Here is a 24287-nt window from a genome sequence, read left to right on the forward strand (position 1 = left end):
CGGCATGAAGCTCTCGATGCCGCTGATGTACGACGGGAACCCGCGCCAGGCCGCCGACCAGGTCGTCGCCCTCGAGAAGGCCGGCCTCGACACGGTCTGGGTCGCCGAGGCCTACGGCTTCGACTCCCCCACGCTGATGGGCTACCTCGCGGCGAAGACCGAGACCCTCGAGATCGGCGCCGCGATCCTCAACGTCTACTCCCGCACGCCCGGCGCGCTCCTCCAGACCGCCGCCGGCCTCGACAACGTCTCCGGCGGCCGCGCGGTCATCGGTCTCGGCGCGTCCGGCCCGCAGGTCATCGAGGGCTTCCACGGCCTGCCCTACGACAAGCCGCTCGGCCGCACCCGCGAGGTCATCTCGATCCTGCGCCAGGGCCTGCGCCGCGAGCCGCTCCAGCACGAGGGCAAGATCTTCACCCTCCCGCTCCCCGCCGACCAGGGCCTCGGCCTCGGCAAGCCGCTGAAGCTGCTCACCCGCCCCGAGCGCCCGGCCGTCCCGCTGTGGGTCGCCTCGCTGGGCGATGCCAACGTCGCGATGACCGCCGAGATCGCCGACGGCTGGATCCCCCACCTCTTCCTGCCCGAGAAGGCCCACCAGGTCTGGGGCGCGGCGCTGGCCAAGGGCGCCGCCAAGCGCTCGGCCGACCTGGCCCCGCTCGAGGTCACCGCCGGCGGCATGGTCGCCATCGGCGAGGGAGAGGACACCAAGGCGCTGCTCGACTTCGCCCGCCCGATCTACGCGCTCTACGTCGGCGGCATGGGCGCCCGCGGCAAGAACTTCTACAACGACCTGGCCTGCCAGTACGGCTACGAGGCCGAGGCCAAGCAGATCCAGGACCTCTACCTGGAGGGCAAGAAGAAGGAGGCCGAGGCGCTCGTCCCGCTCGAGTGGCTCGAGGCCGGCAACTTCGTCGGGCCGGAGTCCTACGTCAAGGAGCGGATCGCCGCCTTCGCCGAGGCCGGCGTCACCAACCTCCAGGTCACCCCGGTCAGCCCGGACCCCGCCGCCACCGTCGCCCAGCTCAAGGAGTGGGTCTCCTGACCCCCGCCTGACCCTCACCTGAACCGCCCCCGGCGGCCCGCGTCGACCGCGGGCACCGGGGGCGGTCTGCGTCAGTCCCGCGTCAGTCCCGCGCGAGCGAGCGCGCGATGACGGCGTTGGCGGCGCGCTGGAAGCCGGTGACGACGGCCTCCAGGGTGAGCCGGCGCAGCCGGGAGACGGTCTGCTCGAGCCGCTCGGCGTCCTCGGCGGAGTGCGCCTCGCGGCGGTAGGGGCGCAGCACCTGCTCGCGCAGGATCTCGGTGAGCTCCTCGGCGAGCGCCTCCATGTGCCGGCGGATCGCCTCGCTCGCGGCCTCCATGCTGCCGGGCGGGATGTCGACGTCGAGCAGCTCGACGCCGACGCCGAGGTTCGGCAGGGCGACGTAGGTGGACCCGTCCTGCTCGAGCGAGCCGAGCGTGACCAGCAGCTCCAGGTCGCGGTCGGAGAGCCGGCGCCCGACCTTCTCCTCCAGCTGCTCGCGGGTCAGCTGCTCGCGCGGCTGGGAGGACCAGGAGGTGAGCATCGCGCGCTGGAGCGCGAGGTCCTCGACCGTCGCGTCGGCGGGCAGCCCGGCGAGCACCCGCTCGATGGCCTGCAGCGTGAACCCGTGGTCCTGCAGCGCCCGGACCAGCTCGAGCCGCGCGCGGTGCTCGTCGCCGTAGTAGGCCACCCGGCCGCGCCGCTCCGGCGGCGGCATCAGGCCGAGGCTGGCGTAGTAGCGCGTGGTGCGGACCGTCAGGCCGACGGCCGCCGCGAGCTCGTCGACGGTCAGGGTCACGGGCAGACTCTACCTTGCTCGATGACAGTTCTGCTGTCACAGTTGCGCTGACACAGCGAGACCCCCACGGACTTCCGGAGGACCCCATGCCCGAGCGGCCGTCGATCTACGAGCAGGAGCACGAGGACTTCCGCGCGAGCGCGCGCGCGTTCCTCGAGCGGGAGGTCGTCCCGCACCACGAGCAGTGGGAGAAGGACGGCCAGGTCAGCCGCGAGGTCTGGCGCAAGGCCGGCGAGGCCGGGCTGCTCTGCTTCGACGTCGAGGAGGAGTACGGCGGTCCGGGCATCAAGGACTTCCGCTACAACATGGTCGTCGCGGAGGAGATCTCCCGGGTCGGCGCGAGCGGGCTCGGCTTCCCGGTCCACACCGACATCATCGTCCCCTACATCAGCCAGCTCGGCACCGAGGAGCAGAAGCAGCGCTGGCTCCCGGGCCTGGCCAGCGGCGAGCTGATCTCCGCGATCGCGATGACCGAGCCGGGCGCCGGCTCGGACCTCCAGGGCATCAAGACCACGGCCGTGGACAAGGGCGACCACTACGTCCTCAACGGGTCGAAGACCTTCATCAGCAACGGCATCATGAGCGACGTCGTGATCGTGGTCGCCCGCACCAACCCCGAGGCCGGCCACCAGGGCATCAGCCTGCTGGTCGTCGAGCGCGGCATGGAGGGCTTCGAGCGCGGCCGCAACCTCGACAAGATGGGCCTCAAGGCGCAGGACACCGCCGAGCTCTTCTTCGACAACGTCGTGGTCCCCAAGGCGAACCTGCTCGGCGAGGAGGGCTCCGGCTTCATCTCGCTCATGGTCAACCTGCCCCAGGAGCGGGTCTCGATCGCCGCGATCGCGATCTCCGCGATCGAGCACATCCTCGACCTGTGCCTGGAGTACGCCGCCCAGCGCGAAGCGTTCGGCAAGCCGATCGGCAAGTTCCAGCACAACCGGTTCCTGCTGGCCGAGATGGCCACCGAGGCCCACATCGCCCGACTGTTCGTCAACGACTGCGTCATGAAGCTCAACGAGGGCAAGGTCGACACCGCGCTGGCGTCGATGGCCAAGTGGTGGACCACCGAGCTGCAGAAGAAGTTCGCCGACCAGGGCGTCCAGCTCCACGGCGGCTACGGCTACATGAACGAGTACCCGATCGCCAAGGCCTACGTCGACAGCCGGATCCAGACGATCTACGGCGGCACGACCGAGATCCAGAAGGAGATCATCGGCCGCAGCCTCGGCATCTGAGGCGACCCGACCGACAGCCCGACCTGCCCGGGGCCCCGGCCCCGGGCGGGTCCGGGCAACCGCCCGCAGTACCCCCACCCGCCCGGTGGCATCCCCGATCGATAGCGTGAGGTAGTGAGCAGCGAGGTCGTGACAGCCGTCCGGTACGACACCCCGGGCGTGGTCCGCAGCCTCGACGTCGGCGCCAAGGCGCTGCTCGTCCTGCTGCTCGGCCTCGCCCTGGCGCACCCGGAGGCCAGCGGCCTGGAGGGCAAGGGCGCCGAGGCCCGCGCGATCGGCTACCCGCTCCTCGCCTTCTCGATCCCGGCCGTCTGGTTCTTCTACTGGCGCGAGCGCGCGTCGTTCCCCTGGCTCCCGGACCTGCTGGTGACCCTCACCTGCTTCAGCGACACCCTCGGCAACCGGATGGACCTCTACAACCGCATCGTGTGGTTCGACGACTGGATGCACTTCGTCAACCTCGGGCTCCTCACGGCCGCGGTCCTGCTGCTGACCATGCACCGCAGCGCCGGTCTCGGCGCGGTCGTCGAGCGGTCCCTGGCCTTCGCCGCCACCGCCGCGATCGCCTGGGAGCTCGCGGAGTACGCCGCGTTCCTCAGCCGGCACTCCGAGCGCCGCCACGCCTACGCCGACACCCTCGGCGACCTCGTCCTGGGCGTCCTCGGCGCGGTCGTCGCCGCCGGCGTGGTCCACCGCGCCTGGGCCGCCGGGCGCCTGCGCTCGACCGCGCCGCAGCTCGAGCACGCGGCGGCCTCCGCCCGCGCCGTGGGGTAGCCCGCCGCCTCGAGCGATGACTTCGGGGGCCGGCCCCGGTCCTTTCTCCCTAGCGCACCTGCTGCCGAGGGAGTTTCGTCATGCGCCAGCACATCGCCGGGAGCCTCACCGGCCGCGTCACCTCCTGGCTCGTCCTGCTCGCCTGGATCGCCGCGTTCGTGGTCTCCGCGGGCCTGTCGGCCAAGCTCACCGACGTCCAGGACAACGAGGCCGCGTCCTGGCTGCCGGAGAGCGCGGAGTCCACCCGCGTCTCCGAGGAGCTGGCCGGCACCGTCGACCCGAACGACATCCCGACCCTGGTGGTCTACCAGCGCGACGGCGGCCTCACCGACGCCGACCTCGGCGCGATCGAGCAGCAGGCCGCCGCGATGGCGGACGTCGACGGCGTGAGCGGCAAGGTCGTCGACGCGCGGACGGCCGAGGCCGCCGGGTTCGACAGCCTCTCCCCGGACGGCGAGGTCGCGGTCACGACGCTGACGCTCAACTTCGGCGACGACGGCTGGAACGCCATCCCCGACGCCGCGGAGGAGCTCCGCTCGATCGCCGCGCTGGACGGCGGCACGGTGCACCTGGCCGGGTACGGCGGACAGGCGGCCGACTCCGCGGAGGCCTTCGAGGGCATCGACACCAACCTGGTGGTCGTGACCTTCGCGGTGGTCATCGTGATCCTGCTGCTGACCTACCGCAGCCCCACGCTCTGGCTCCTGCCGATCCTCAGCGCGGCGGTCGCGTACACGGTCTCCGGCGGAGTGGTCTACCTGCTGGCCGCGCACGCGGGCCTGACCGTCAACGCCCAGAGCCAGGCGATCCTCGGCATCCTGGTCATCGGGGCCGGCACGGACTACGCGCTGCTGCTCGTGGCGCGCTACCGCGAGGAGCTGCGCCGGCACGACGACCGGCACGCCGCCATGGCCGTGGCCCTGCACCGCGCGGCCCCGGCCATCCTCGCGAGCGCGGCGACCGTCGTGGTCAGCATGCTCTGCCTGGGGGTGGCCGAGCTGAACTCGACCGCCGGGCTCGGGCCGGTGCTCGCGATCGGGGTCTCCGTCACGTTCCTGGTCATGGTCACCCTGCTGCCCGCCCTGCTGGTCATCACCGGGCGGTGGGTCTTCTGGCCCCGACGTCCGCTCGCCGGGTCCCGGGAGCCGACCGCCACCGGGCTGTGGGCGCGGGTGGGGCGCGCCATCGAGCCCCGGCCCCGCCGGGTGTGGGTCCTCACCGCGGCAGCGCTGGCCGTGGCCTGCCTGGGGGTGCTGCGCCTGGACACCTCCGGCCTCTCGACCGAGGACACCTACACCGAGGAGCTGGACTCCGTCCGCGGGCAGCGGGTGCTGGTCGAGCACGGCCTGCTCGACAGCTCGAACACCGCCCAGGTCGTCGCCGACACCGACCAGATCGACGAGGTCCTCGCGGCGATGGCCGACGTCGAGGGGCTCGGCCGCCCCAGCGAGCCCCGCCCGGTCTCGGACGAGCGCGCCTACGTGGAGGCGACCGTCGACCACGACATCTCCTCCGGCGCCGCGTTCGACGTCGTCACGTCGACCCGCACGGCCGTCCACGACGTCGGTGGCGCCGACGCGCTGGTCGGGGGCGGCTCGGCCGTCTACCTCGACACCCAGGTGGCCAGCGACCGCGACAGCCGGGTGATCATGCCGCTGGTGCTGGTCGTGGTCCTCCTCATCCTCATCGGCCTCCTCCGGGCGGTCGCGGCACCGCTGCTGCTGATCGCCACGGTGGTGCTCTCCTTCGGGGCCGCGCTGGGGATCTCCACCCTGCTCTTCGACTACGTCTTCGGCTTCGCCGGCGCCGACCCCGGGTTCCCGCTCTTCGCCTTCGTCTTCCTCGTGGCGCTGGGCATCGACTACAACATCTTCCTGATGACCCGAGTGCGGGAGGAGAGCGTCCTCCACGGCACCCGGCAAGGAGCGCTGATCGGGCTGCGGTCCACCGGCGGGGTGATCACCTCGGCCGGCCTGGTGCTCGCCGCGACGTTCCTGATGCTCGCCACGATCCCGTTCGTCTTCCTCGTCGAGCTCGGCGTCGCCGTCGCCCTGGGGGTGCTGCTGGACACCATGGTGGTCCGCTCGGTGCTGGTCACCGCCCTCAACCTCGACCTCGGCGACCGCATCTGGTGGCCCAGCGCCCTGGCCCGCCGGGACCGGGACCGGGACACCCCGGCCCCGGTCCGGGAGGACCCCCGCGTCGGGGTCTGACCTCCACCGCCCGGACCGGGCCCCGGCCGGGCCTTGGCCGACCGCCGCCTTCCCCGCGGCGGTTAGCCTGAGCACGATGGACGTCGAGACCGCGGACCCCCGCCCCATGCCGCAGCAGGTACGCCGCGCCCTCGCGCGCGCCGAGCGCGGCGCCGCCCTGGACGTGGCCGAGGCGACCGCCCTGCTCGCGGCGACCGGCCCCGAGCTGGACCGGCTGTGCGCGGCCGCCGCGAAGGTCCGCGATGCCGGGCTCGTCGCCGCCGGCCGCGCCGGCGTGGTGACGTACTCCCCCAAGGTCTTCATCCCGGTCACCCGGCTGTGCCGCGACCGGTGCCACTACTGCACGTTCGTGGAGACCCCGGGGCAGGCCGCCCGCGAGGGCCGCGCGCCGTACCTCTCCCCCGACGAGGTCCTCGAGATCGCCCGGCAGGGCGCGGAGCTGGGCTGCCTGGAGGCGCTGTTCACCCTCGGCGACCGGCCCGAGGACCGCTGGCCCGAGGCGCGGGCCTGGCTGGACGAGCAGGGCTACGACTCGACGCTGGCCTACGTGCGGGCGCTCGCGGTGCGGGTGCTGGAGGAGACCGGGCTGCTGCCCCACCTCAACCCCGGCGTCATGTCCTGGGAGGAGATGAACCGGCTCAAGCCGGTCTCCCCCTCGATGGGGATGATGCTCGAGACCACCTCCACCCGGCTGCACGAGACCAAGGGGCTGGCCCACTTCGGCTCGCCCGACAAGGACCCCGCGGTGCGGCTGCGGGTGCTGGAGGACGCGGGCCGGCTGTCGATCCCGTTCACCACCGGGCTGCTCGTCGGGATCGGCGAGACGCTCACCGAGCGCGCCGAGACGATCTTCGCGTTGCGCGCCACCGCCCGCGCCTACGGCGCGGTCCAGGAGGTGATCGTCCAGAACTTCCGGGCCAAGCCCGACACCGCGATGCGGCACACCGACGACCTCGACCTCGACGAGTACCGCGCCGCCATCGCGGTCACCCGCATCGTGCTGGGCCCCAAGGCCCGGGTGCAGGCCCCGCCGAACCTGGTCGACCACGCCCAGGGGTCCGCGGAGTGCCGCGCGCTGCTCGACGCCGGCGTCGACGACTGGGGCGGCGTCTCCCCGCTCACCCCCGACCACGTCAACCCCGAGCGGCCCTGGCCCTCGCTGGAGCGGCTGCGGGCGATCAGCGCCGAGGCCGGCTTCGAGCTGAAGGCGCGGCTCACCGTCCACCCCGAGTACGTCCGCGCCGCCCTCGACGGCGGCGCGCCCTGGCTGGACCCCCGCGTGGCCGGGCACGTCGCCGCCCTGGCCGCGCCCGACGGCCTCGCGCGCCCCGGCGTACGCCCCACCGGCCTGCCGTGGCAGGAGCCGGACGGCGGGTTCACCAGCGCCGGGCGCACCGACCTCCACGAGGCCGTCGACCGCGAGGGCCCCGACGGCGGCCGCACCGAGGACCGGCGCTCGGACTTCGCCGACGTCTACGGCGACTGGGACTCCGTGCGCGACGCCGCGTCGACCACCGGGCTGGTCGATGGTGCGCCGGCGGTCCTGCACAGCGAGGGCCGCGAGGCGCTCGCGGCCGCCGAGGCCGACCCCGGCGGGCTCTCCGACGAGCACGCGCTGACCCTGATGACCGCCGAGGGCCCGCTCCTCGAGCAGGTCTGCCGGCTGGCCGACGACCTGCGCCGCGAGGTCGTCGGCGACGAGGTGACCTACGTCGTCAACCGCAACATCAACTTCACCAACGTCTGCTACGTCGGGTGCCGGTTCTGCGCGTTCGCCCAGCGCCGCACCGACGCCGACGCCTTCTCCCTCTCCCTCGACGAGGTCGCCGACCGCGCCCAGGAGGCGTGGGACCTCGGCGCGACCGAGGTGTGCATGCAGGGCGGCATCGACCCCGAGCTGCCCGCGACGGCGTACTTCGACCTCGTCTCGGCGGTCAAGCAGCGCGTGCCCGAGATGCACGTCCACGCCTTCAGCCCGATGGAGGTCGTCAACGGCACCGCCCGGACCGGGCTGTCCATCGAGGACTTCCTCATCAAGGCCCGCGAGGCCGGGCTGGGCTCGCTGCCGGGCACCGCCGCGGAGATCCTCGACGACGAGGTCCGCTGGGTGCTGACCAAGGGCAAGCTGCCCGCGCGCACCTGGGTCGAGATCGTCAGCACCGCGCACCGCGTCGGGATCCCGACGACCTCGACGATGATGTACGGCCACGTCGACAACCCGCGGCACTGGGTCGGCCACCTCCGGGTCCTGGCCGGCGTGCAGGACCGGGCCCGCGAGGCCGGGGTCGGCGGGTTCACCGAGTTCGTGCCGCTGCCGTTCGTGCACACCTCGGCGCCGATCTACCTCGCCGGCGTCGCCCGCCCCGGCCCGACCCTGCGCGACAACCTGGCGGTCCACGCGATGGCGCGGATCCTGCTCCACGGGCGCATCGACAACATCCAGACCTCGTGGGTCAAGCTCGGCGTCGAGGGCACCCGCGCGATGCTCCGCGCCGGCGCCAACGACCTCGGCGGGACGCTGATGGAGGAGACCATCTCCCGGATGGCCGGCTCCGAGCACGGGTCGGCCAAGACGGTCGCCGAGCTGGTCGAGATCGGCGCCGGGATCGGCCGCCCGGTCCTCGAGCGCACCACGACGTACGCCCGCCGGACCTGACGCGGGGGCCGCTCGGGGCCGCTCGGGGGGCGCTCGGGGGCGACCTCGCCATCCGGGGTTTGCCGGGGACCGCGGCCCGGTAAACTCCCCGCGGCGGGCCGCCCGAGCCCGGGCGAGGGCAGGCATGGGATACCCGAAGGTCGACGACGAGTACGACGGTCGCTACCGGATCGTGCGTCGGATCGGCCACGGCGGCATGGGCGTGGTCTACGAGGCCGTCGACAAGGTCCTCAACCGCTCCGTCGCGCTCAAGATCGTGCTCCCCTCGCTGCCCGACCGCGAGGACTTCCACGCCCGGTTCGCCCGCGAGGCCTCGGTGCTCGCCCGGATCCGCTCGCGCAACATCGTGGGCATCCACGAGTACGGCGAGACCGAGGACACCGTCTACTTCGTCACCGAGCTCTTCCCCGACGGGGACCTGCGCACCTGGCTCCAGACCCACGGCCCGCTCGACCGCCGCGCGGCGCTCTCGCTCGTCGCGCAGACCTGCGAGGCCCTGGCCGACGCCCACGCCGCCGGCGTCATCCACCGCGACGTCAAGCCCGGCAACGTGCTGCTGTGGAACCGGCCCGAGGGGCTGATCCCCTACCTCGCCGACTTCGGCATCGCCCTCGACGGCAACGCCGCCGACCAGGAGGGGCTGACCCGCGCCGGCACGCTGGTGGGCAGCCCGGCGTACATGGCGCCCGAGCGGCACTTCGGCCACCCCGCGGACGAGCGCGGCGACGTCTACTCCATGGGCTGCCTGCTGTGGGCGGTGCTGGCCGGCGACGCGCCGTACTCCGGCACCGACTTCCAGATGATCAACAGCCACGTGAACTCGCCGACCCCCGCCCTGGGCACCGGCCACCCGGTCGACGACCGGATCGACGAGGTCCTGGCCCGCACGCTGCACAAGGACCCCGAGCAGCGGGTCCAGTCCGCCGCCGACCTCCGCGAGGCGCTGCTCTCGATCATCCGCGACATCGACGCCGGCCGGCTCCCCCCGCCCGGCCCGATCACCGGGGCCGACGACCCGGCCGCGGCGCCGCTGTCCACCCTCCCCGCCGCTCCCCCGGCGGCCGCCCCGGTCGCTGCCCCGGCGGCTGCTCCGGCGGCTGCTCCGGCCGCCGCTCCCGAGCCCGACGACGACCGCACCGTGGTCAAGCCCACCATCGCCGCCCTCGGCGGTGCGGCGGCTGCCGGCGCGGCCGCGGCCGCCACGCCCCCCTCCTCCTCCAGCCCGCCCTCCGCCCCCTCGTCCTCGGCCACGGGTGACGCGCACGACGAGCCCCAGGCCGGCAGCACCGTCGCCCGCAAGCTGGTGACCCCGGCCCCGGTGGTCGCCCCCGCGATCGCCTCCGGCGACGGCTCGGGCGGCTCCGGGTCAGGCGGCTCCTCGGGCGGTCCCGAGGACGGCCCAAGCGGCGCCACCCCCGTCGACCGCGAGCGGCGCCGGCGGGGCGGCCTGGCGGCGCTCGCCGCGGCCGGTCTCGTGGCCGCGGTCGCGGTGACCGCCTTCGCCGTGGACGCCGCCACCGGCGGCGACGACGACGAGCCCGCCGCGGGCGACCCGACCCCGACCGTCGCGACCGAGGCGACGGACCCCGCCACCACCAGCCCCAGCCCGACCGCCGTCGCCCCGCCCACCCCGAAGGCCCCCCGGGTCGAGGCGCGGGGCGGCTACCGCTCGGTGACCGTCAGGATCCGCGAGGCCGCCGAGCCCGGCGGTGACGTCGTGCAGACCACCGAGTACGACCGCGGGGACGGCTGGCAGACGCTGGACGATGCCCGCTTCACCGTGGACACCCCCCAGGGCGGCGAGCGGGTCTGCGTCCGGGTCCGCACGGTCGCCGAGTCCGCCGGCGGCGCCACTGCCACCAGCAAGGTCGAGCGCGACTGCGCGACCTCGGACGCCCGCGTCGTACGGCTGGTCCGGACCCCCGGCCCGTGCACGACGAGCGCGGCGGGCTACACCTACCCCTGCGTCTGGTACGGCGTGGAGGTGGCCGGCTTCGCCTCGGGCACCCGCCCCGTCCCGCGCCTGTCGTCGGCCCAGGTCGGCGAGTGGTGCGAGCAGGGCGTCGACTGCGTCCCGGTGCCGGTCGGCCAGGACGGGCGTGGCCGCGTGCCGCGGCTCGCGAAGGTCGCCCGCGACGAGGGCGTCGTGACCCTCGTCGTCGACGGGGTCCGCGTGCGGGCCCGCGTCGCCTACCCCTGAGCCGCGACCCCGCCGCTGCCTGCCCCGGCCCCGCCCGGCCCCGCCCGGCCTGACCCGGCCTGACCTGGCCGCGCCGCGGCCTGCCCCGCCCGGGAAGCACCACGCCCCCGACCGGAGTCCGGTCGGGGGCGTGTCGTGCTTGACGGGGGTCAGGAGCCCGGCGGCGGGGGCGGCGGGGGCTCGGTCGGGGGCGGGGGCGTCGGGTCGGTCGGCGTCGGGTTGCCGCCGCCGCCGCCGCCGCCACCGCCGCCACCGCCGCCGCCACCGCTGCTCGGCGGGACGACCGTGGTCAGCTTGCGGGCGACCGAGGCACCGGAGATGTTCCCGGCGCCGCCGGTGACCCACACGCGCCAGAAGCTGGTGCCGATGCGCGCGGAGGTCGCGGAGATGGCGTAGGAGCCGTTGGCGGCGGTCCGGCCGCGGCTGACGGTGCGCCACTTGCCGCCGACGTACTTCTGCAGCTGGATGGCGGCGCGGCGAGCCGGCAGGGCCCGGCCACGCATGGTCAGCCGCTCGCCCTGACGGATCTTGCGCTGGGCGAGCGAGGCGGTGACGTTGACGCGGACGAGGACCTTGAGCTTCGTCGAGGAGGCCTCGTGCTTGGTCGACCGCGGGTAGGAGAGCCGGTAGACCGTGGCCTTGGCCGGCTGCACCTTGGTCCGCATCACGCCGCCGCTGCCGACCTTCTTGCTCGCGACCTTGCGGAACTTCTTCTCCCCCGGCCCCTTCGCGGCGAGGACGTAGGTGCCGGCGACGGCGTCGTTGTCGATCGCCTCGCGGACCCGCCCGACGAGGTTGACCTTCTCGCCGTAGATCACGCGGACGGTGCGACCGCGCCCGGTGCCCCGCGTCAGGGAGGCGTTGGTCTTGATCGCCTCGAACTCATAGGTCTTCAGCGGCCCGCCCGAGCGGACGACGAGCCGGTCGACCTGGAAGGGATTGCCGTCGCAGCCGAAGAGGAAGCCGATCCGGGCGCCCTCGCCGTCGCCGCCGCGCAGCTGCGCGAAGGACTGCAGGTCGGTCGGGAACGACGTCGCGTCCTCGACGCCCGCAGGCGTGTAGTGGCGCCAGGAGTAGGTGAGCGCGGCCCCGTCGATCGTGCGCCAGTCCGGCTTCTCGTCGGGGTTGAGGTCGGTGATCAGGTCCGAGGTGCCGATCCAGTAACCGTCGTCGTTCGGCGGGTCGTACCGGACCGACGCGATGCCCTGGCTCTGCGCGGCGGTCGTGCGCAGCCGGATGGTGAAGGTGCTCAGCTGGGTCGGGCGACCGGCGTACGCGGTCGCGCCGACGGCCGTGCCGGTGCTGGAGGGCTGCCACGCGATGCTGGCCTTGCCGGAGTTCGGCTTGTTGCGCACCACGCGGAAGCCCGGCGCCCGCCCCGGCGCCGCGCCCGGGTCGACGCAGTCGCGGACCGCGAGCCGCAGGCCGGCGGACTGGAAGTGGTCGCCGTCCACGCGCGTCGCGCCGACGGCGACACCCGGCAGCACGGAGAGGGCCAGGACGACGGCGCCGGCGGCGCCGATGACGGTTCTTCGCATCTACAACCTCGGGATGTGGGGGAGCGATCTGGGTGGAGGGCGGCCGGTCGGGTCGCCCGAAGCGGCTCTACCCGGGCTCACACCTGGGGAAACGCATGGTCCGGACCACCTGCGGGTAACTGCTCCGTGCTCCCTCCACTCCCCCGACTACAGAAGGAGCACAACAATGGGTTTCATCCTTTGGATCCTGGCCGTGATCTTGGTGATTGCGGGCATCTTCCAGCTCGTCAAGGGTCAGATGCTGTGGGGCATCGTGCTCGTCATCGTCGGCCTCGCGGTCGGCCCGGGCGGCTACAGCCTCTTCGGATAGCCGCCGAGCCCGGCTCATGACGAGCCCGGGCTCGAGCACCCCTCGTTCGGCCGCGACGCGGCGGATGGCGACCAGGTTGCCGTACGCCGCGTCGCGGCCGTTCGCGTGTCCAGGGCCCGCTGGACCGGCCCGCTCTAGGGTCGGGGCGTGCGCACGCTGGCCGACGTCCTCGCCGAGCTGCACCGCAGCGGCCGCGAGCCGGGCGGTGCGGCGTGCCTGGTGCGCGACGGCGAGATCGTCGACGAGGCCTGGGCCGGCACTCGGGACGGGACCCGGCCATGGACCCCGGACACCCTCGTCCTGTGCTACTCCGTGGCCAAGCCGCTGGCGGCACTCACCGTCCTCTCGGTGGTGGCCGAGGGACTGCTGGAGCTCGACGAGCCGGTCGCCGCGGTGTGGCCGGAGTACGCCGCGCACGGCAAGGGCGCCACGACGGTCCGGCAGGTGCTCTGCCACCAGGCCGGCCAGCCGGCCTTCCCGCCGGCCGCGGCCGGCCTCTCCCCCGGCGACCGCGCCGCCCTCGTCGCGCTCCTCGCCGACACCGCCCCCGAGCACGAGCCGGGCACGGCCGTCGCCGAGCACGCCCTGACCTACGGCCACCTCTGCGACGAGATCGTCCGGCGGGCGACCGGTGAGACCCTGGCCGACCGGTTCGCGCGGATCGTCGCCCCGCACGGTTGGGACCTCCACCTCGCGGTGCACCCGGCCGGCCTCGACCGAGTCGCCGACGTGGTGCCGATGGACCCCTCGTGGCCCGCCGCCCACCTCGAGGACCCGGCGTGGGGCCCGGTCCTCGGCCGGCCGCCGGGGCTGCTCGACCCCGCCGTCGTCAACAGCCCGGCCTGGCGGACGAGCTCCTTCCCCGCGGTCTCCCTGCACGCCAGCGCCCAGGGCCTCGCGCTGCTCCAGGCCGACCTGGCCGACCCCGGCGGCGCGGTGGGGACGCTGCTCGGTCCCGCGCTGCACGCGGCGCTGACCACCGGGCAGGCCACCGGCCACGACCGGGTGCTCGGCCGCGACGTGACCTGGACCCTGGGCTACCAGCGCGACCTGCTGCCGGCCCCCACACGGGTCGAGGTGGGGATGGGGGGTCTCGGCGGGTGCGCGGGCTGGACCTCGCTCACGGGCGGCTACGGGGCGGCGTACGTCAGCCGTGGCCTGGGGGACGCCGACCGGTCGGACCTGGTCGACGCGGTCGCGCTGGACCGCGCCCGCCGAGGATGGAACCGGTTCTAGCCCGGACTGGTCCGCCCCTAGGCTGCGGCGCGTGCGCTTCGCGATCAGCACCGCCTTCCTGCCCGTCCCCGAGCTGCCCGCGATCGCGCGGGCGGCCGACGAGCTGGGCTACGACGCCCTCGCGATCCCCGACCACGTCGTCGACCTGGAGACGCTGCGCACGCCGTACCCCTACACCCCCGACGGCGCGCGCCGCTGGGGCCACGACGCCGCGTGGCCCGACCCGTGGGTGCTGGCGGGCTCGCTCGCCGCGGTCACCGAGCGGCTGCGCTTCTTCACCTCGGTCTACGTCCCGGCCCTGCGCAACCCCTTCCAGGTCGCGAAGTCGGTGGGCACGGCGGCGGTGCTCTCGGGCAACCGGGTCGCGCTGGGCGTCGGGATCGGGTGGTGCGAGGAGGAGTTCGAGCTGCTCGAGCAGGAGTTCGGCACCCGCGGCCGCCGCACCGACGAGGGGCTGGCCCTGCTCAAGCGGCTCTGGGAGCCGGGGTGGACGGAGTTCGCGGGCGAGCACTACTCCGCGCCGCGGCTGGTGATGGAGCCGACGCCGACCGCGCCGGTCCCGGTGTACGTCGGCGGGCTCTCGGAGGCCGCGCTCCGCCGGGCCGCGCGCCACGACGGGTGGGTCGGCGACATGTACCGCACCGACGAGGCGCTCCGCTGGGCCGCCCGCCTGCAGGAGGTGCGGGCGGAGGCGGGCGCGACCGGCGACTTCCGGGTGATCGTCGCGCTGACCGACGCGGTGACGCCCGAGCAGTTCGCGCGCGCCGAGGCCGGCGGGGTCACCGACTGCATGACGATGCCCTGGGCCTACTACACCGGCCTCGAGGCGACCCTGGAGCAGAAGCTCGACGGCATGGCGCGCTTCGCCGAGGACGTCCTGCGCCCGATGGCCGGCTGAAGCCTCCGCGACCGGGGCTCAGGCCGCGGTCACTCCCACTCGATGGTGCCCGGCGGCTTGGAGGTGATGTCGACGGTGACCCGGTTGACGTCGGCGACCTCGTTGGTGATCCGGGTCGAGATCTTCTCCATCACCTCGTAGGGCAGCCGCGCCCAGTCGGCGGTCATCGCGTCCTCGGAGGTCACCGGGCGCAGGACGACCGGGTGGCCGTAGGTGCGCCCGTCGCCCTGGACGCCGACCGAGCGGACGTCGGCGAGCAGCACGACCGGCATCTGCCACACGTCGCGGTCCAAGCCTGCGCGGGTCATCTCCTCGCGGGCGATCGCGTCGGCCTGGCGCAGGATGTCGAGCCGCTCGCGGGTGACCTCGCCGATGATCCGGATGCCCAGGCCGGGGCCGGGGAACGGCTGGCGGTGGACGATCTCGGCGGGCAGGCCGAGCTGCTCGCCGACCTGGCGCACCTCGTCCTTGAACAGCGTGCGCAGCGGCTCGACCAGCTCGAGATCCATGTCGTCGGGCAGGCCGCCGACGTTGTGGTGGGACTTGATGTTGGAGGTGCCCGCTCCCCCGCCGGACTCCACGACGTCGGGGTAGAGCGTGCCCTGCACGAGGAACGCGACCTTGTCGCCCTCCTCGGCGGTGCTCTGCTCCACGAAGCCGGCGAGGATCTCGGCGCGGGCGCCCTCGAAGACGCGGATGAACTCCCGGCCGATGGTCTTGCGCTTCTCCTCGGGGTCGGAGATCCCGGCCAGCGCGGAGAGGAAGCGCTCCTCGGCGTCGACGACCTTCAGGTCCACCCCGGTGGCGGCCACGAAGTCCCGCTCGACCTGCTCGGTCTCGCCCTGGCGCATCAGGCCGTGGTCGACGTACACGCAGGTCAGCCGGTCGCCGATCGCCCGCTGGACGATGGCCGCCGCGACCGCGGAGTCGACGCCGCCGGACAGGCCGCAGATCGCGCGGCCGCGCTCACCGACCTGGGCGCGGATCGCCTCGATCTGCTCCTCGACGATGTTGACCATCGTCCAGGTCGGCCGGCAGCCGGCGATCGAGTGGAGGAAGTGCTCGAGGACCTGCTGGCCGTGCTCGGAGTGGAGCACCTCGGGGTGCCACTGCACGCCGGCGAGCCCGCGGTCGACGTCCTCGAAGGCCGCCACCGGCGTCACGGCCGTCGAGGCCAGCACCGAGAAGCCCTCGGGGGCGGCGGTGACGGAGTCGCCGTGGGACATCCACACCCGGTGGGAGGTGGGTACGTCGGAGAGCAGCGTGCCCGGCTCGGTGACCGTGACCTCGGTGCGGCCGTACTCGCGGGCGCCCGTGTGCGAGACCTCGCCGCCGAGGCCGCGGGCCATCAGCTGGAAGCCGTAGCACATGCCGAAGACCGGCGTGCCCGCCGTGAACAGGCTCGTGTCGATCGACGGCGCGCCCTCGGCGTACACCGACGACGGCCCGCCCGACAGGATGATCGCCTTCGGGTTGCGGGCCAGCATGTCGGCGACCGGCATCGTGTGCGGCACGATCTCGGAGTAGACCCGCGCCTCGCGGACGCGCCGGGCGATCAGCTGCGCGTACTGCGCGCCGAAGTCGACCACCAGGACCAGGTCGTGCTCTCCCACCGCCGTCATGGGTCGAAGCCTATCGGCGCCCTCCCGGCCTGCTCGCCGCGGCCGGGGCGGCAGGGGCGGTGGGGCTTGTAACGCACCGTTCGCCACTCTTCCTGCACGTTGCAGCGTGCAGGAAGAGCAGCGAACGGTGCGTTACATCAGCAGGGGCACCCGCGGCGCCGGACGGGAAATGCACCAGGGCCCGGCCGGGGAGGGAGGGTGGCCGGGCCCTGATCGTCCACGCAGCTGTTGGACAGTGCCTGGACCACGACCCGACTCTTGGGAGGGAGCATGACTGCCGGGTCTGACCACCTCAACGACCGTCCCCGGGGCGGGTTACGCGGTGGCAACAACGAAGAACGGCCCGGTCTGGACCGGGCCGTTCGTCGTGGTGCTGCCGGCCTGTCGTCGCAGGTCAGCGAGGTGCGGCGGGGTCAGGAGACCCCGACGATCGGGAGGCGGAGCGCGCCGGGGGCGCTGTCGGGGACGACCGGGGCCGCGGGCGCGACCGGCTCGATGCGCCGGTAGTCCGCGCCCAGGGCCGGCCGGTGGTCCTGCTCGCCCTTGTTGGGCCACAGCGCCATCGCCCGCTCGGCCTGGGCGGTGATGGTCAGCGACGGGTTCACGCCGAGGTTCGCGGTGACCGCCGAGCCGTCGGCGACGTGCAGCCCCGGGTGGCCGTAGACGCGCTGGTAGGGGTCGATCACGCCGGTCTCCGCGGAGTCGCCGATCGCGCAGCCGCCGAGGAAGTGCGCGGTCAGCGGCATGTTGAACTGCTCGCCGATGTTGCCGCCCGGCGTGCCGCCGGTGACCTTGGCCATCAGGCGCACCGCGGTGTTGCCGGCCGGGATCCACGTCGGGTTCGGGACGCCGTGGCCCTGGCGCGAGGTGAGGAAGCGCCGGTTCGTGCCCGGGATCTTCCTCGTGTACGTCGTGATCGAGTTGTCCAGGCTCTGCATGACCAGCGCGATGACCGTCCGCTCCGACCAGTGCCGCAGGTCGTAGAGGTCGGTGATGCTCCGCCGCTGCTTCCAGGTCTCCTTCAGCCAGGTCCGCCAGCGCGGCACCGGGCCGTCGCCGTCGGTCAGCACGGTCTGCAGCAGCGACATGAAGTTGCTGCCCTTGCCGTACCGGACCGGCTCGACGTGGGTGTCGGCGTCGGGGTGGAAGGAGGAGGTGATCGCGATGCCCTGGCTGTAGTCGATCGAGGTGTCCGGCGCGATCGCGCCCAGGATCGACTCGGAGTTGGTGCGCGAGAGGTAGCCCAGCCGGTCGGAGATCCGGGAGAGGTGGCCCTCGTCCTTCATCCGGTGCAGGAGCCGCTGGGTGCCGAGCGCGGACGCCGCGAGCACGACCTGGTCGGCGGTGAGCACCCGCGCGGCCGAGCGGCGGGGCGTCTTGGCCTTGGTGTAGCGGACGTGGACGTCGTACCCGCCGTCCTCGCGGGGCGCGATCCGGGTGACGGTCGTCAGCGGGAGGACCTTCGCGCCGGCCTGCTCGGCGAGGTAGAGGTAGTTCTTGACCAGGGTGTTCTTCGCGTTGTGGCGGCACCCGCTCATGCACGAGCCGCAGCCGATGCAGGTGGTGCGCTCGGGGCCGGCCCCACCGAAGAACGGGTCGGCGACCTTCTCGCCCTGCTCCTGGCCGGGGCCGCCGAAGAAGACGCCCACCGGGGTCGGGTGGAAGGTGTCGGCCACGCCCATCTCGCCCGCGACCTTCTCCATCACGTCGTCGGCCGGGGTGCGGAGCGGGTTCTCCACGACGCCGAGCATCCGCTTGGCCTGGTCGTAGAACGGCGCCAGCTCGGCCTTCCAGTCGGTGATGTGGCTCCACTGGGGGTCGTTGAAGAACGCCGGCAGCGGCTCGTAGAGCGTGTTGGCGTAGACCAGCGACCCGCCGCCGACACCTGCGCCGGAGACGATGAGGCAGTCGCGCAGCGCGTCGATGCGCTGGATGCCGTAGCAGCCGACCTCCGGGCGGAACAGGTAGCGCTTGACGTCCCAGTTGGTCTCGGCGAAGTCCTCGTCGCGGAACCGCGCGCCGGCCTCGAGGACGCCGACCTTGTAGCCCTTCTCGGTCAGCCGCAGCGCGGCCACCGAGCCGCCGAAGCCGGAGCCGACGACGAGGACGTCGAAGTCGTGGCCGGCGTCGTTCCCGGCGGCGCCCTGCGCGGCGGCGGTCTGGGGGTCACGGTCGGTCATCAGGCACGTCCCAGCTTCTTCATCAGGCGGAGGTTGGCGGTCATCACCTTCGCGAACCGCTCGTCGGACATCCCGAGCACCGGCGCGATCGGCAGCCCGCGCTGCGTCGCGACCGACTGGGTCTCGGTGTAGCGCAGGATGCCCTCGGCACCCTGCCGGCGACCCACGCCGGACTGGCGCATGCCGCCCATCGGGGCGTCGATGCTCGCGAACGCGGCACCGAAGGCCTCGTTGATGTTCACGGTGCCGGCCTTGACGTGCCGGGCGATGGCCCGGGCGCGGGGGCCGTCCTGGCTGTAGATCGAGGCGTTGAGGCCGTACACGCCCTCGTTGGCGCGGGCGATCGCGTCGGCCTCGTCGTGGAAGCGGTAGAGCGAGACCACCGGGCCGAACGTCTCGTCCTGGAAGCAGGCCATGTCCGGCGTGACGCCCTCGAGGATCGTCGGCTCGTAGACGAAGGGGCCCAGGTCGGGCCGGGCCCGGCCGCCGGTGAGCACGCGGGCGCCCTTGGCCACCGCCTCCTCGACGTGGTGGACGACCGCGTCGAGCTGCGCCTGGGAGATCAGCGAGCCCATGTCGTTGTCCCAGTCCAGCGTCGCGCCGAGGGTCATCGCCTGGGTGCGGGCGACGAACCGGTCCACGAAGCGGTCGTAGACCTGGTCGGCGACGAAGAGCCGCTCGACCGAGACGCACAGCTGCCCGGCGTTGGAGAACGTCGCGCGGACCGCGCCCTCGGCGGCGCGCTCGAGGTCGGCGTCGCGCAGGACCAGCATCGGGTTCTTGCCGCCGAGCTCCAGCGAGCAGCCGATGAGCCGATCGGCGCAGCCGCGGGCGATCAGCCGGCCGGTGGCGGTCGAGCCGGTGAAGCAGACGTAGTCGGCGCGCTCGACGATCCCGGTGCCCACCCGGGGGCCGGGGCCCGCCACGACCTGCCAGACGTCGGCGGGGAAGCCGGCCTCCTCGAGCAGCTGGGCGCCGAGCAGCGCGGAGAGCATCGTCTGGGAGTCGGGCTTGGCGACGACGGCGTTGCCGGCGAGCAGCGCGGGCAGGCCGTCGGCCAGGGCCATGGTGAACGGGTAGTTCCAGGGCGAGATGATCCCGACGACGCCCTTGGGCACCCGGTTGACGTCGACGCGGGTCAGCACCGGCATGACGCCCGGGTGGCGCCGGGTCGCGAGGTGGCGCCGCGCGGTGCGGCCGTAGTAGCGCGCGGTCATCGCGACATGGAGGGTCTCGTCGAAGGCGTGCTTCCGCGCCTTGCCGGACTCCAGCACGATCAGGTCGGTGATCTCGTCCTGGCGGTCGAGCACGAGGTCGTGCAGGCGCAGCAGCATCGCGGCGCGCTGGTCCAGGCTGGTGCGGGACCAGGCGACCTGGGCGCGACGGGCCCGCGCGAAGGCCGCGGCCACGTCGGCGTCGCTGCTCTGCGGCACGTGCGCGAGCGGGGCCCCGTCGAGGGGCGAGTACACGGCGTGGTCCTCGCCGGAGGTGGCGACGATGCGGCGGGTCAGCGAGGCGACGTACTCGGGCTCGAGGGCGTACGTCGCGCCGGGCTCGTGCTCGGGGTCGCGGGGCCCCTCCACGAGCGGGCCGCCGGACGGGGACGGAGAGGAGGCGCTCATGTACCGAGGGTATGTGACCGCAGTCTCCCGAACTACCGCTCGGGCACAAATGTGGGACTGTACACACGGGCCCGAGTTGTCAACCCGGGCCCGCGGGAGGGTCACATCGCGGGTGCGTCGGTGTAGACCGACTTGAGCTCGGTGTACTCCCCGAGGCCCTCGGGGCCGAACTCCCGGCCGATCCCGGAGGCCTTGAAGCCGCCGAACGGCGCCGCGAAGTCCATCGTGTAGGTGTTCACGCCGTACGTCCCGGCGCGGACGCGGCGGGCGACATCGAGGCCGGCCTCGGGGTCAGCGGTCCAGACCGTTCCCGCGAGGCCGTAGTCGGACTCGTTGGCGATGCGGACCGCGTCGTCGACGTCGTCGTAGGCGATGACCGAGAGCACCGGCCCGAAGATCTCCTCCTGGGCGATCCGCATCCGGTTGTCGACGTCGGCGAAGACGGTGGGGCGGACGTACCACCCGCGGTCGAGCCCGTCGGGCATGCCGTTGCCGCCGACGACGAGACGGGCGCCCTCCTCCTGGCCGAGCGCGATGTACTTCTCCACCCGCTCCTGCTGGCGCTGGGCGACCATCGGGCCGATCTCGGTGGCGGGGTCCATCGGGTCGCCGACCTTCATGCCGGCGACAGCCTCGGCGAGCGCGTCGACGACGGCGTCGTAGCTGGCCCGCGAGGCCAGGACCCGGGTCTGGGCGACGCAGGCCTGGCCGGAGTTCATCAGGCCGATGAACTTCAGGCCCTCCACGGTCGCGGCGAGGTCGGCGTCGTCGAGCACGATGGCGGCGGACTTGCCGCCCAGCTCGAGGCTGACCCGCTTGAGCTGCTCGCCGCACACCGCGGCGATCCGGCGCCCGGCCGCGGTGGAGCCGGTGAAGGCGACCTTGTCGACGCCGGGATGGGCCACCAGGTGCTCGCCGACCTCGCGCCCGGCGGCCACGATGTTGACCACACCCGCGGGGACGCCGGCCTCGAGGAGCAGCTCGGCCATCAGGTAGGTGTCGAGCGGGGTCTCCGGCGCGGGCTTGACCACGACGGTGTTGCCGGCGAGCAGGGCCGGGACGACCTTGGAGACCGTCGTGAACTGCGGGACGTTCCACGGCGGGATGGCCGCCACCACGCCGATCGGCTCCCGGCGCACCACCACCTCCGGGCCGAGCACGCCCGGGCGCCGCTCCTCCCACGGGAAGGACCGGGCGATGCCGAGGAACGCCTCGATCTGCATCCACGGCGCCGGCGACTGGGCGAGGTTGGAGAACGACGTCGGCGCGCCCATCTCGATGGTGATCAGGTCCGCCATCTCCGCCAGCCTGGCGGCGTACAGCCCGGAGAACACCTGGAGCACCTCGATCCGCTCCTCGGGCGACATCCGCGGCCACGGTCCCTCGTCGAAGGCCCGCCGGGCCGCGGCGACCGCGGCGTCCACGTCGGCCGGCGAGCCCTCCGGGACGGTCGCCACGACCTCCTCGCTGTGCGGCGAGACGACCCGGAGGGTGTCCGTGGTGGCCGGGGCGCGCCAGCCGCCGTCGATGAAGAAGGCGTCGCGGTCGAGGGTCATGGCTGCTCCTGCTGCTCGGGTGGGGCTGCTCGGGTGGGGCTGCTCGGGTGGGGCTGGTCAGGGGGCGACGGCGAACCAGTCGGCGAAGCCGCTGGGGTCGTGCCGGCCGATGGCGAAGTGCTCGAAGAGCCCCCAGCCCTCCGCGGTGCGGCCGCCCTCGGTGAGGACCGCGCGGCCGACGTGGTCGACGCAGCCGAACATCATCCGCCCGACGACGGCCTCGTCGGCGAGGTCGTAGGTGACCCGCTCGACGAACTTCTCGCCCCGCCAGACGCCGTGGGTCCAGTCCGGGTCGCCGCCGTAGCCGCCGCCGACGTGCAACGGCGCGGCCAGCAGGGAGGAGACCTCGAGGACGATCTCCTCCCCCGACCCGCTGGTGCAGCGGATGGTCGCGCCGGTGGGCGTGCGGGTGCCCGGGGCGTAGTGGACCCGCACGCGCGGCCAGCCCAGCTGCTCGGTGCGGCCGTCGGGGTGGACGCGGTGGCAGTCGTTGAGGGTGCGGTAGCCCGAGGGGTCCTCCTGGAGGATCAGCACGACGGCGTACTCCTCGAACCGCATCGGCACGTAGAGCCACCACATGCCGTCGAAGGGCGGGTCCGCCGGCGCGCCGGCCGGCTCGGCCTCGCCGACCGGCCGGATGCCCCACGAGCGGTCGCGGGTGCCGACCCACCGGTCGGGGGTGACCTCGATCCGCTCGCCGTCGACCTCGACGTGGCCCGACCAGGTGCCGACCTGGGCGAAGCGCTGGGCCTCGAGGGTGACCCGCGCGCCGGAGCGCAGCACGTGCGGCAGCTCCTGGAGCACCGGGAACGAGCCCTCCCAGACGAGATCCGCGGCGATGCCCTCGGTCTCCTCCAGCCTCAGGTGGAGGCGCTGGAGCGGCTCGTCGACCTCGATGGAGTAGCCGCCGACGCGCTGGTTGAGGCGGTCGTCGTCGCAGAGGTCGGAGAGGTGGACGGCCGTGTGCTTGCCGTCGCGGGCCAGCAGGAGGAAGGCGTCCTTGGTGCCGAGGTTCGGGTAGTAGCCGAGCCCGGTGATGAGGAACAGCTCGCCGCTGCGGTCGTGGGCGTTGAAGTAGCAGCGGTCGTAGAAGTTGCGGTCGCTGCTGGCCGGCCAGGTGACCGGCAGCGGCGCCTGGTGGAGGGGGTACTCATCGAGCGGACCGACCATCACGCACCCACCTCCGCCAGCAGGCTGTCGAGCAACGGCTTGTGGTGCATCAGCGCATCGGGGTCCTCGGGCCGCTCGATCTCGCCGAAGTGGATCTGCCGGGCGCCGGTGCGCAGGAAGACGATGCACCACTGGACGGCGTTGTAGACGTGGTACCAGTGCAGGTCGCCGACCTCGACGCCGGTGACCTGGCGGTACGTCGCCACGACCTCCTCCTCGCGCAGGAAGTGCGGCATCCCGGGGAGCTCCAGCGCGCCGGTGATCGACTCGAAGACGCGGTGGGCGAAGACCATCCAGGACAGGTCGAGCTCGCGGGGTCCGACCGTGGCCATCTCCCAGTCGAGCACCGCGACCGGGGCGAAGTCGCGGTAGAGGACGTTGCCGATCCGCGCGTCGCCCCAGCACAGCACCGGGTCGCCCTGCTGCGGCGGGAGGTGCGCCTCGAGCCAGGCGAGCCCGCGCTCGGTGACCGAGGAGCGGCCGATGTCGGGGACCGCGAACTCGTACCAGGCGCGCGTCCGGGCCAGGTTGCGCGCCAGCGGCGTCTCCCCCGCGTGGCCGTGCCGCGCGGGGTCGAGGAAGGCGAAGGTCGCGATGGCCTCGGGGATCGAGTGCAGCCGGGCCACCACGCCGACGGTGCGGTCCTGGAGGTCGCGCTGCTCCTCCGGCGAGGCGTCGTGGAGCCAGTTGTCGCCGAAGTTGTAGGGCAGCACGTCCTGCGGCACCACGCCCTCGACCCGGTCCATCAGGAAGAACGGGGTGCCCAGCACCTCCCCAGTCGGCTCCAGCCACCGCACGGCCGGCACCGGGACGTCGGTCAGCTCCGCGACGAGCCGCATCGCGTCGTACTGGTCGCCGAGCGCGTAGTCAGGGAAGACCGGGAAGTCCTCGGCCGCCGGCGCGACCCGGGCGACGTACCGGCCCACGCGCTGCTCGCCGCCCTCGGTCCACGTCGCGTCGAGCGGCAGGGTCTCCGAGGACATGCCGTTGGCGTCGGTGCCGGCGTGCACGACCACGGCCGGGTGGGCCCCCACGGGCAGCTGGGTGGCGAGCCAGGAGGCGAGCCGGTCGGCCAGGGGCCGAGCGTCGCGGCTGCTGCGCTGCAGCCTGGTGTCCGGTGGCGGCGGTGCCTGGGTCACGGGCGCTCCTCGGGGTCGCCCACGCCGCGCGGTGTGACATGGGTCTCACGGCAGCATCGGTGGAACGCGTTCTAGTTGTCAATGACGCGTGTCAACTACGCCGGCTGGCCCAACCGCT

17 protein-coding genes are annotated in these 24287 nt (G+C 73.5%); 9 read left to right on the forward strand and 8 right to left on the reverse strand.

Annotated elements, in window-relative coordinates; translation table 11 throughout:
* The first annotated feature begins 4 nt into the window (after positions 1-4).
* Positions 5-1042, forward strand: coding sequence for an LLM class F420-dependent oxidoreductase (locus HPC71_RS17005; protein ID WP_154614638.1), 1038 nt, complete (start codon positions 5-7; stop codon positions 1040-1042).
* Between the two features lie 82 nt (positions 1043-1124).
* On the opposite strand, the gene HPC71_RS17010 is transcribed toward HPC71_RS17005, so the two are convergent.
* Complete coding sequence (locus tag HPC71_RS17010; RefSeq protein ID WP_253943759.1) at positions 1125-1820, reverse strand: MerR family transcriptional regulator; 696 nt, start codon at positions 1818-1820, stop codon at positions 1125-1127.
* An 86-nt stretch (positions 1821-1906) separates the two neighbouring features.
* Between HPC71_RS17010 and HPC71_RS17015 the strand changes: the two genes are divergently transcribed.
* The 5 genes from HPC71_RS17015 (at position 1907) to HPC71_RS17035 (ending at position 10898) form a co-directional block, all read left to right on the forward strand.
* Positions 1907-3055: an acyl-CoA dehydrogenase family protein gene (locus tag HPC71_RS17015; RefSeq protein ID WP_154614636.1), complete on the forward strand. Its 1149-nt coding sequence runs from the start codon at positions 1907-1909 to the stop codon at positions 3053-3055.
* Positions 3056-3169: 114 nt separating this feature from the next.
* Complete coding sequence (locus tag HPC71_RS17020) at positions 3170-3829, forward strand: DUF2238 domain-containing protein (protein ID WP_154614635.1); 660 nt, start codon at positions 3170-3172, stop codon at positions 3827-3829.
* Between the two features lie 80 nt (positions 3830-3909).
* Complete coding sequence (locus HPC71_RS17025) at positions 3910-6042, forward strand: MMPL family transporter (protein ID WP_154614634.1); 2133 nt, start codon at positions 3910-3912, stop codon at positions 6040-6042.
* Positions 6043-6118: 76 nt separating this feature from the next.
* Positions 6119-8698, forward strand: a complete 2580-nt coding sequence (locus tag HPC71_RS17030) for a bifunctional FO biosynthesis protein CofGH (RefSeq protein WP_154614633.1) — start codon at positions 6119-6121, stop codon at positions 8696-8698.
* A 124-nt stretch (positions 8699-8822) separates the two neighbouring features.
* Positions 8823-10898, forward strand: a complete 2076-nt coding sequence (locus HPC71_RS17035; protein WP_154614632.1) for a serine/threonine-protein kinase — start codon at positions 8823-8825, stop codon at positions 10896-10898.
* 149 nt (positions 10899-11047) lie between these two features.
* Here the strand turns inward: HPC71_RS17035 and HPC71_RS17040 are convergent, their stop codons facing one another.
* The gene (locus tag HPC71_RS17040) at positions 11048-12436 is read right to left on the reverse strand and encodes a hypothetical protein (protein WP_154614631.1); all 1389 of its coding nucleotides are present in this window, start codon (positions 12434-12436) and stop codon (positions 11048-11050) included.
* Between the two features lie 166 nt (positions 12437-12602).
* Here HPC71_RS17040 and HPC71_RS21115 point away from each other — a divergent pair, with 166 nt between their 5' ends.
* The 3 genes from HPC71_RS21115 to HPC71_RS17050 all read left to right on the forward strand — a co-directional run bounded on the left by HPC71_RS21115 (position 12603) and on the right by HPC71_RS17050 (position 14880).
* The gene (locus HPC71_RS21115) at positions 12603-12746 is read left to right on the forward strand and encodes a GPGG-motif small membrane protein (RefSeq protein WP_223124171.1); all 144 of its coding nucleotides are present in this window, start codon (positions 12603-12605) and stop codon (positions 12744-12746) included.
* A gap of 147 nt (positions 12747-12893) precedes the next feature.
* Positions 12894-13982 carry a serine hydrolase domain-containing protein gene (locus tag HPC71_RS17045; protein WP_171896963.1) on the forward strand — a complete coding sequence of 363 codons (1089 nt, stop codon included), beginning with the start codon at positions 12894-12896 and terminating at the stop codon, positions 13980-13982.
* 31 nt (positions 13983-14013) lie between these two features.
* Positions 14014-14880, forward strand: coding sequence for a TIGR03619 family F420-dependent LLM class oxidoreductase (locus HPC71_RS17050; protein ID WP_171896964.1), 867 nt, complete (start codon positions 14014-14016; stop codon positions 14878-14880).
* A gap of 29 nt (positions 14881-14909) precedes the next feature.
* On the opposite strand, the gene guaA is transcribed toward HPC71_RS17050, so the two are convergent.
* The 6 genes from guaA to HPC71_RS17080 form a co-directional block, all read right to left on the reverse strand.
* On the reverse strand, positions 14910-16502 hold the full coding sequence (gene guaA, locus HPC71_RS17055) for a glutamine-hydrolyzing GMP synthase (RefSeq protein ID WP_154614630.1): 1593 nt from the start codon (positions 16500-16502) through the stop codon (positions 14910-14912).
* A gap of 413 nt (positions 16503-16915) precedes the next feature.
* Complete coding sequence (locus HPC71_RS17060) at positions 16916-18682, reverse strand: GMC oxidoreductase (RefSeq protein ID WP_154614629.1); 1767 nt, start codon at positions 18680-18682, stop codon at positions 16916-16918.
* Positions 18682-20304, reverse strand: coding sequence for a succinic semialdehyde dehydrogenase (locus HPC71_RS17065; protein ID WP_154614628.1), 1623 nt, complete (start codon positions 20302-20304; stop codon positions 18682-18684). The genes HPC71_RS17060 and HPC71_RS17065 overlap by 1 nt, the downstream gene beginning before the upstream one ends.
* 101 nt (positions 20305-20405) lie before the next feature.
* Positions 20406-21860: an aldehyde dehydrogenase gene (locus tag HPC71_RS17070; RefSeq protein ID WP_154614627.1), complete on the reverse strand. Its 1455-nt coding sequence runs from the start codon at positions 21858-21860 to the stop codon at positions 20406-20408.
* Positions 21861-21917: 57 nt separating this feature from the next.
* Entirely contained in the window at positions 21918-23030 is a 1113-nt protein-coding gene (locus HPC71_RS17075; protein WP_154614626.1) for an Rv3169 family protein, read from the reverse strand.
* The gene (locus HPC71_RS17080) at positions 23030-24169 is read right to left on the reverse strand and encodes a phosphotransferase family protein (RefSeq protein ID WP_171896965.1); all 1140 of its coding nucleotides are present in this window, start codon (positions 24167-24169) and stop codon (positions 23030-23032) included. The genes HPC71_RS17075 and HPC71_RS17080 overlap by 1 nt, the downstream gene beginning before the upstream one ends.
* Between the last annotated feature and the right edge of the window lie 118 nt (positions 24170-24287).

The sequence above is a fragment of the Nocardioides marmotae genome (assembly GCF_013177455.1).
GTDB classification, from domain to species: domain Bacteria; phylum Actinomycetota; class Actinomycetes; order Propionibacteriales; family Nocardioidaceae; genus Nocardioides; species Nocardioides marmotae.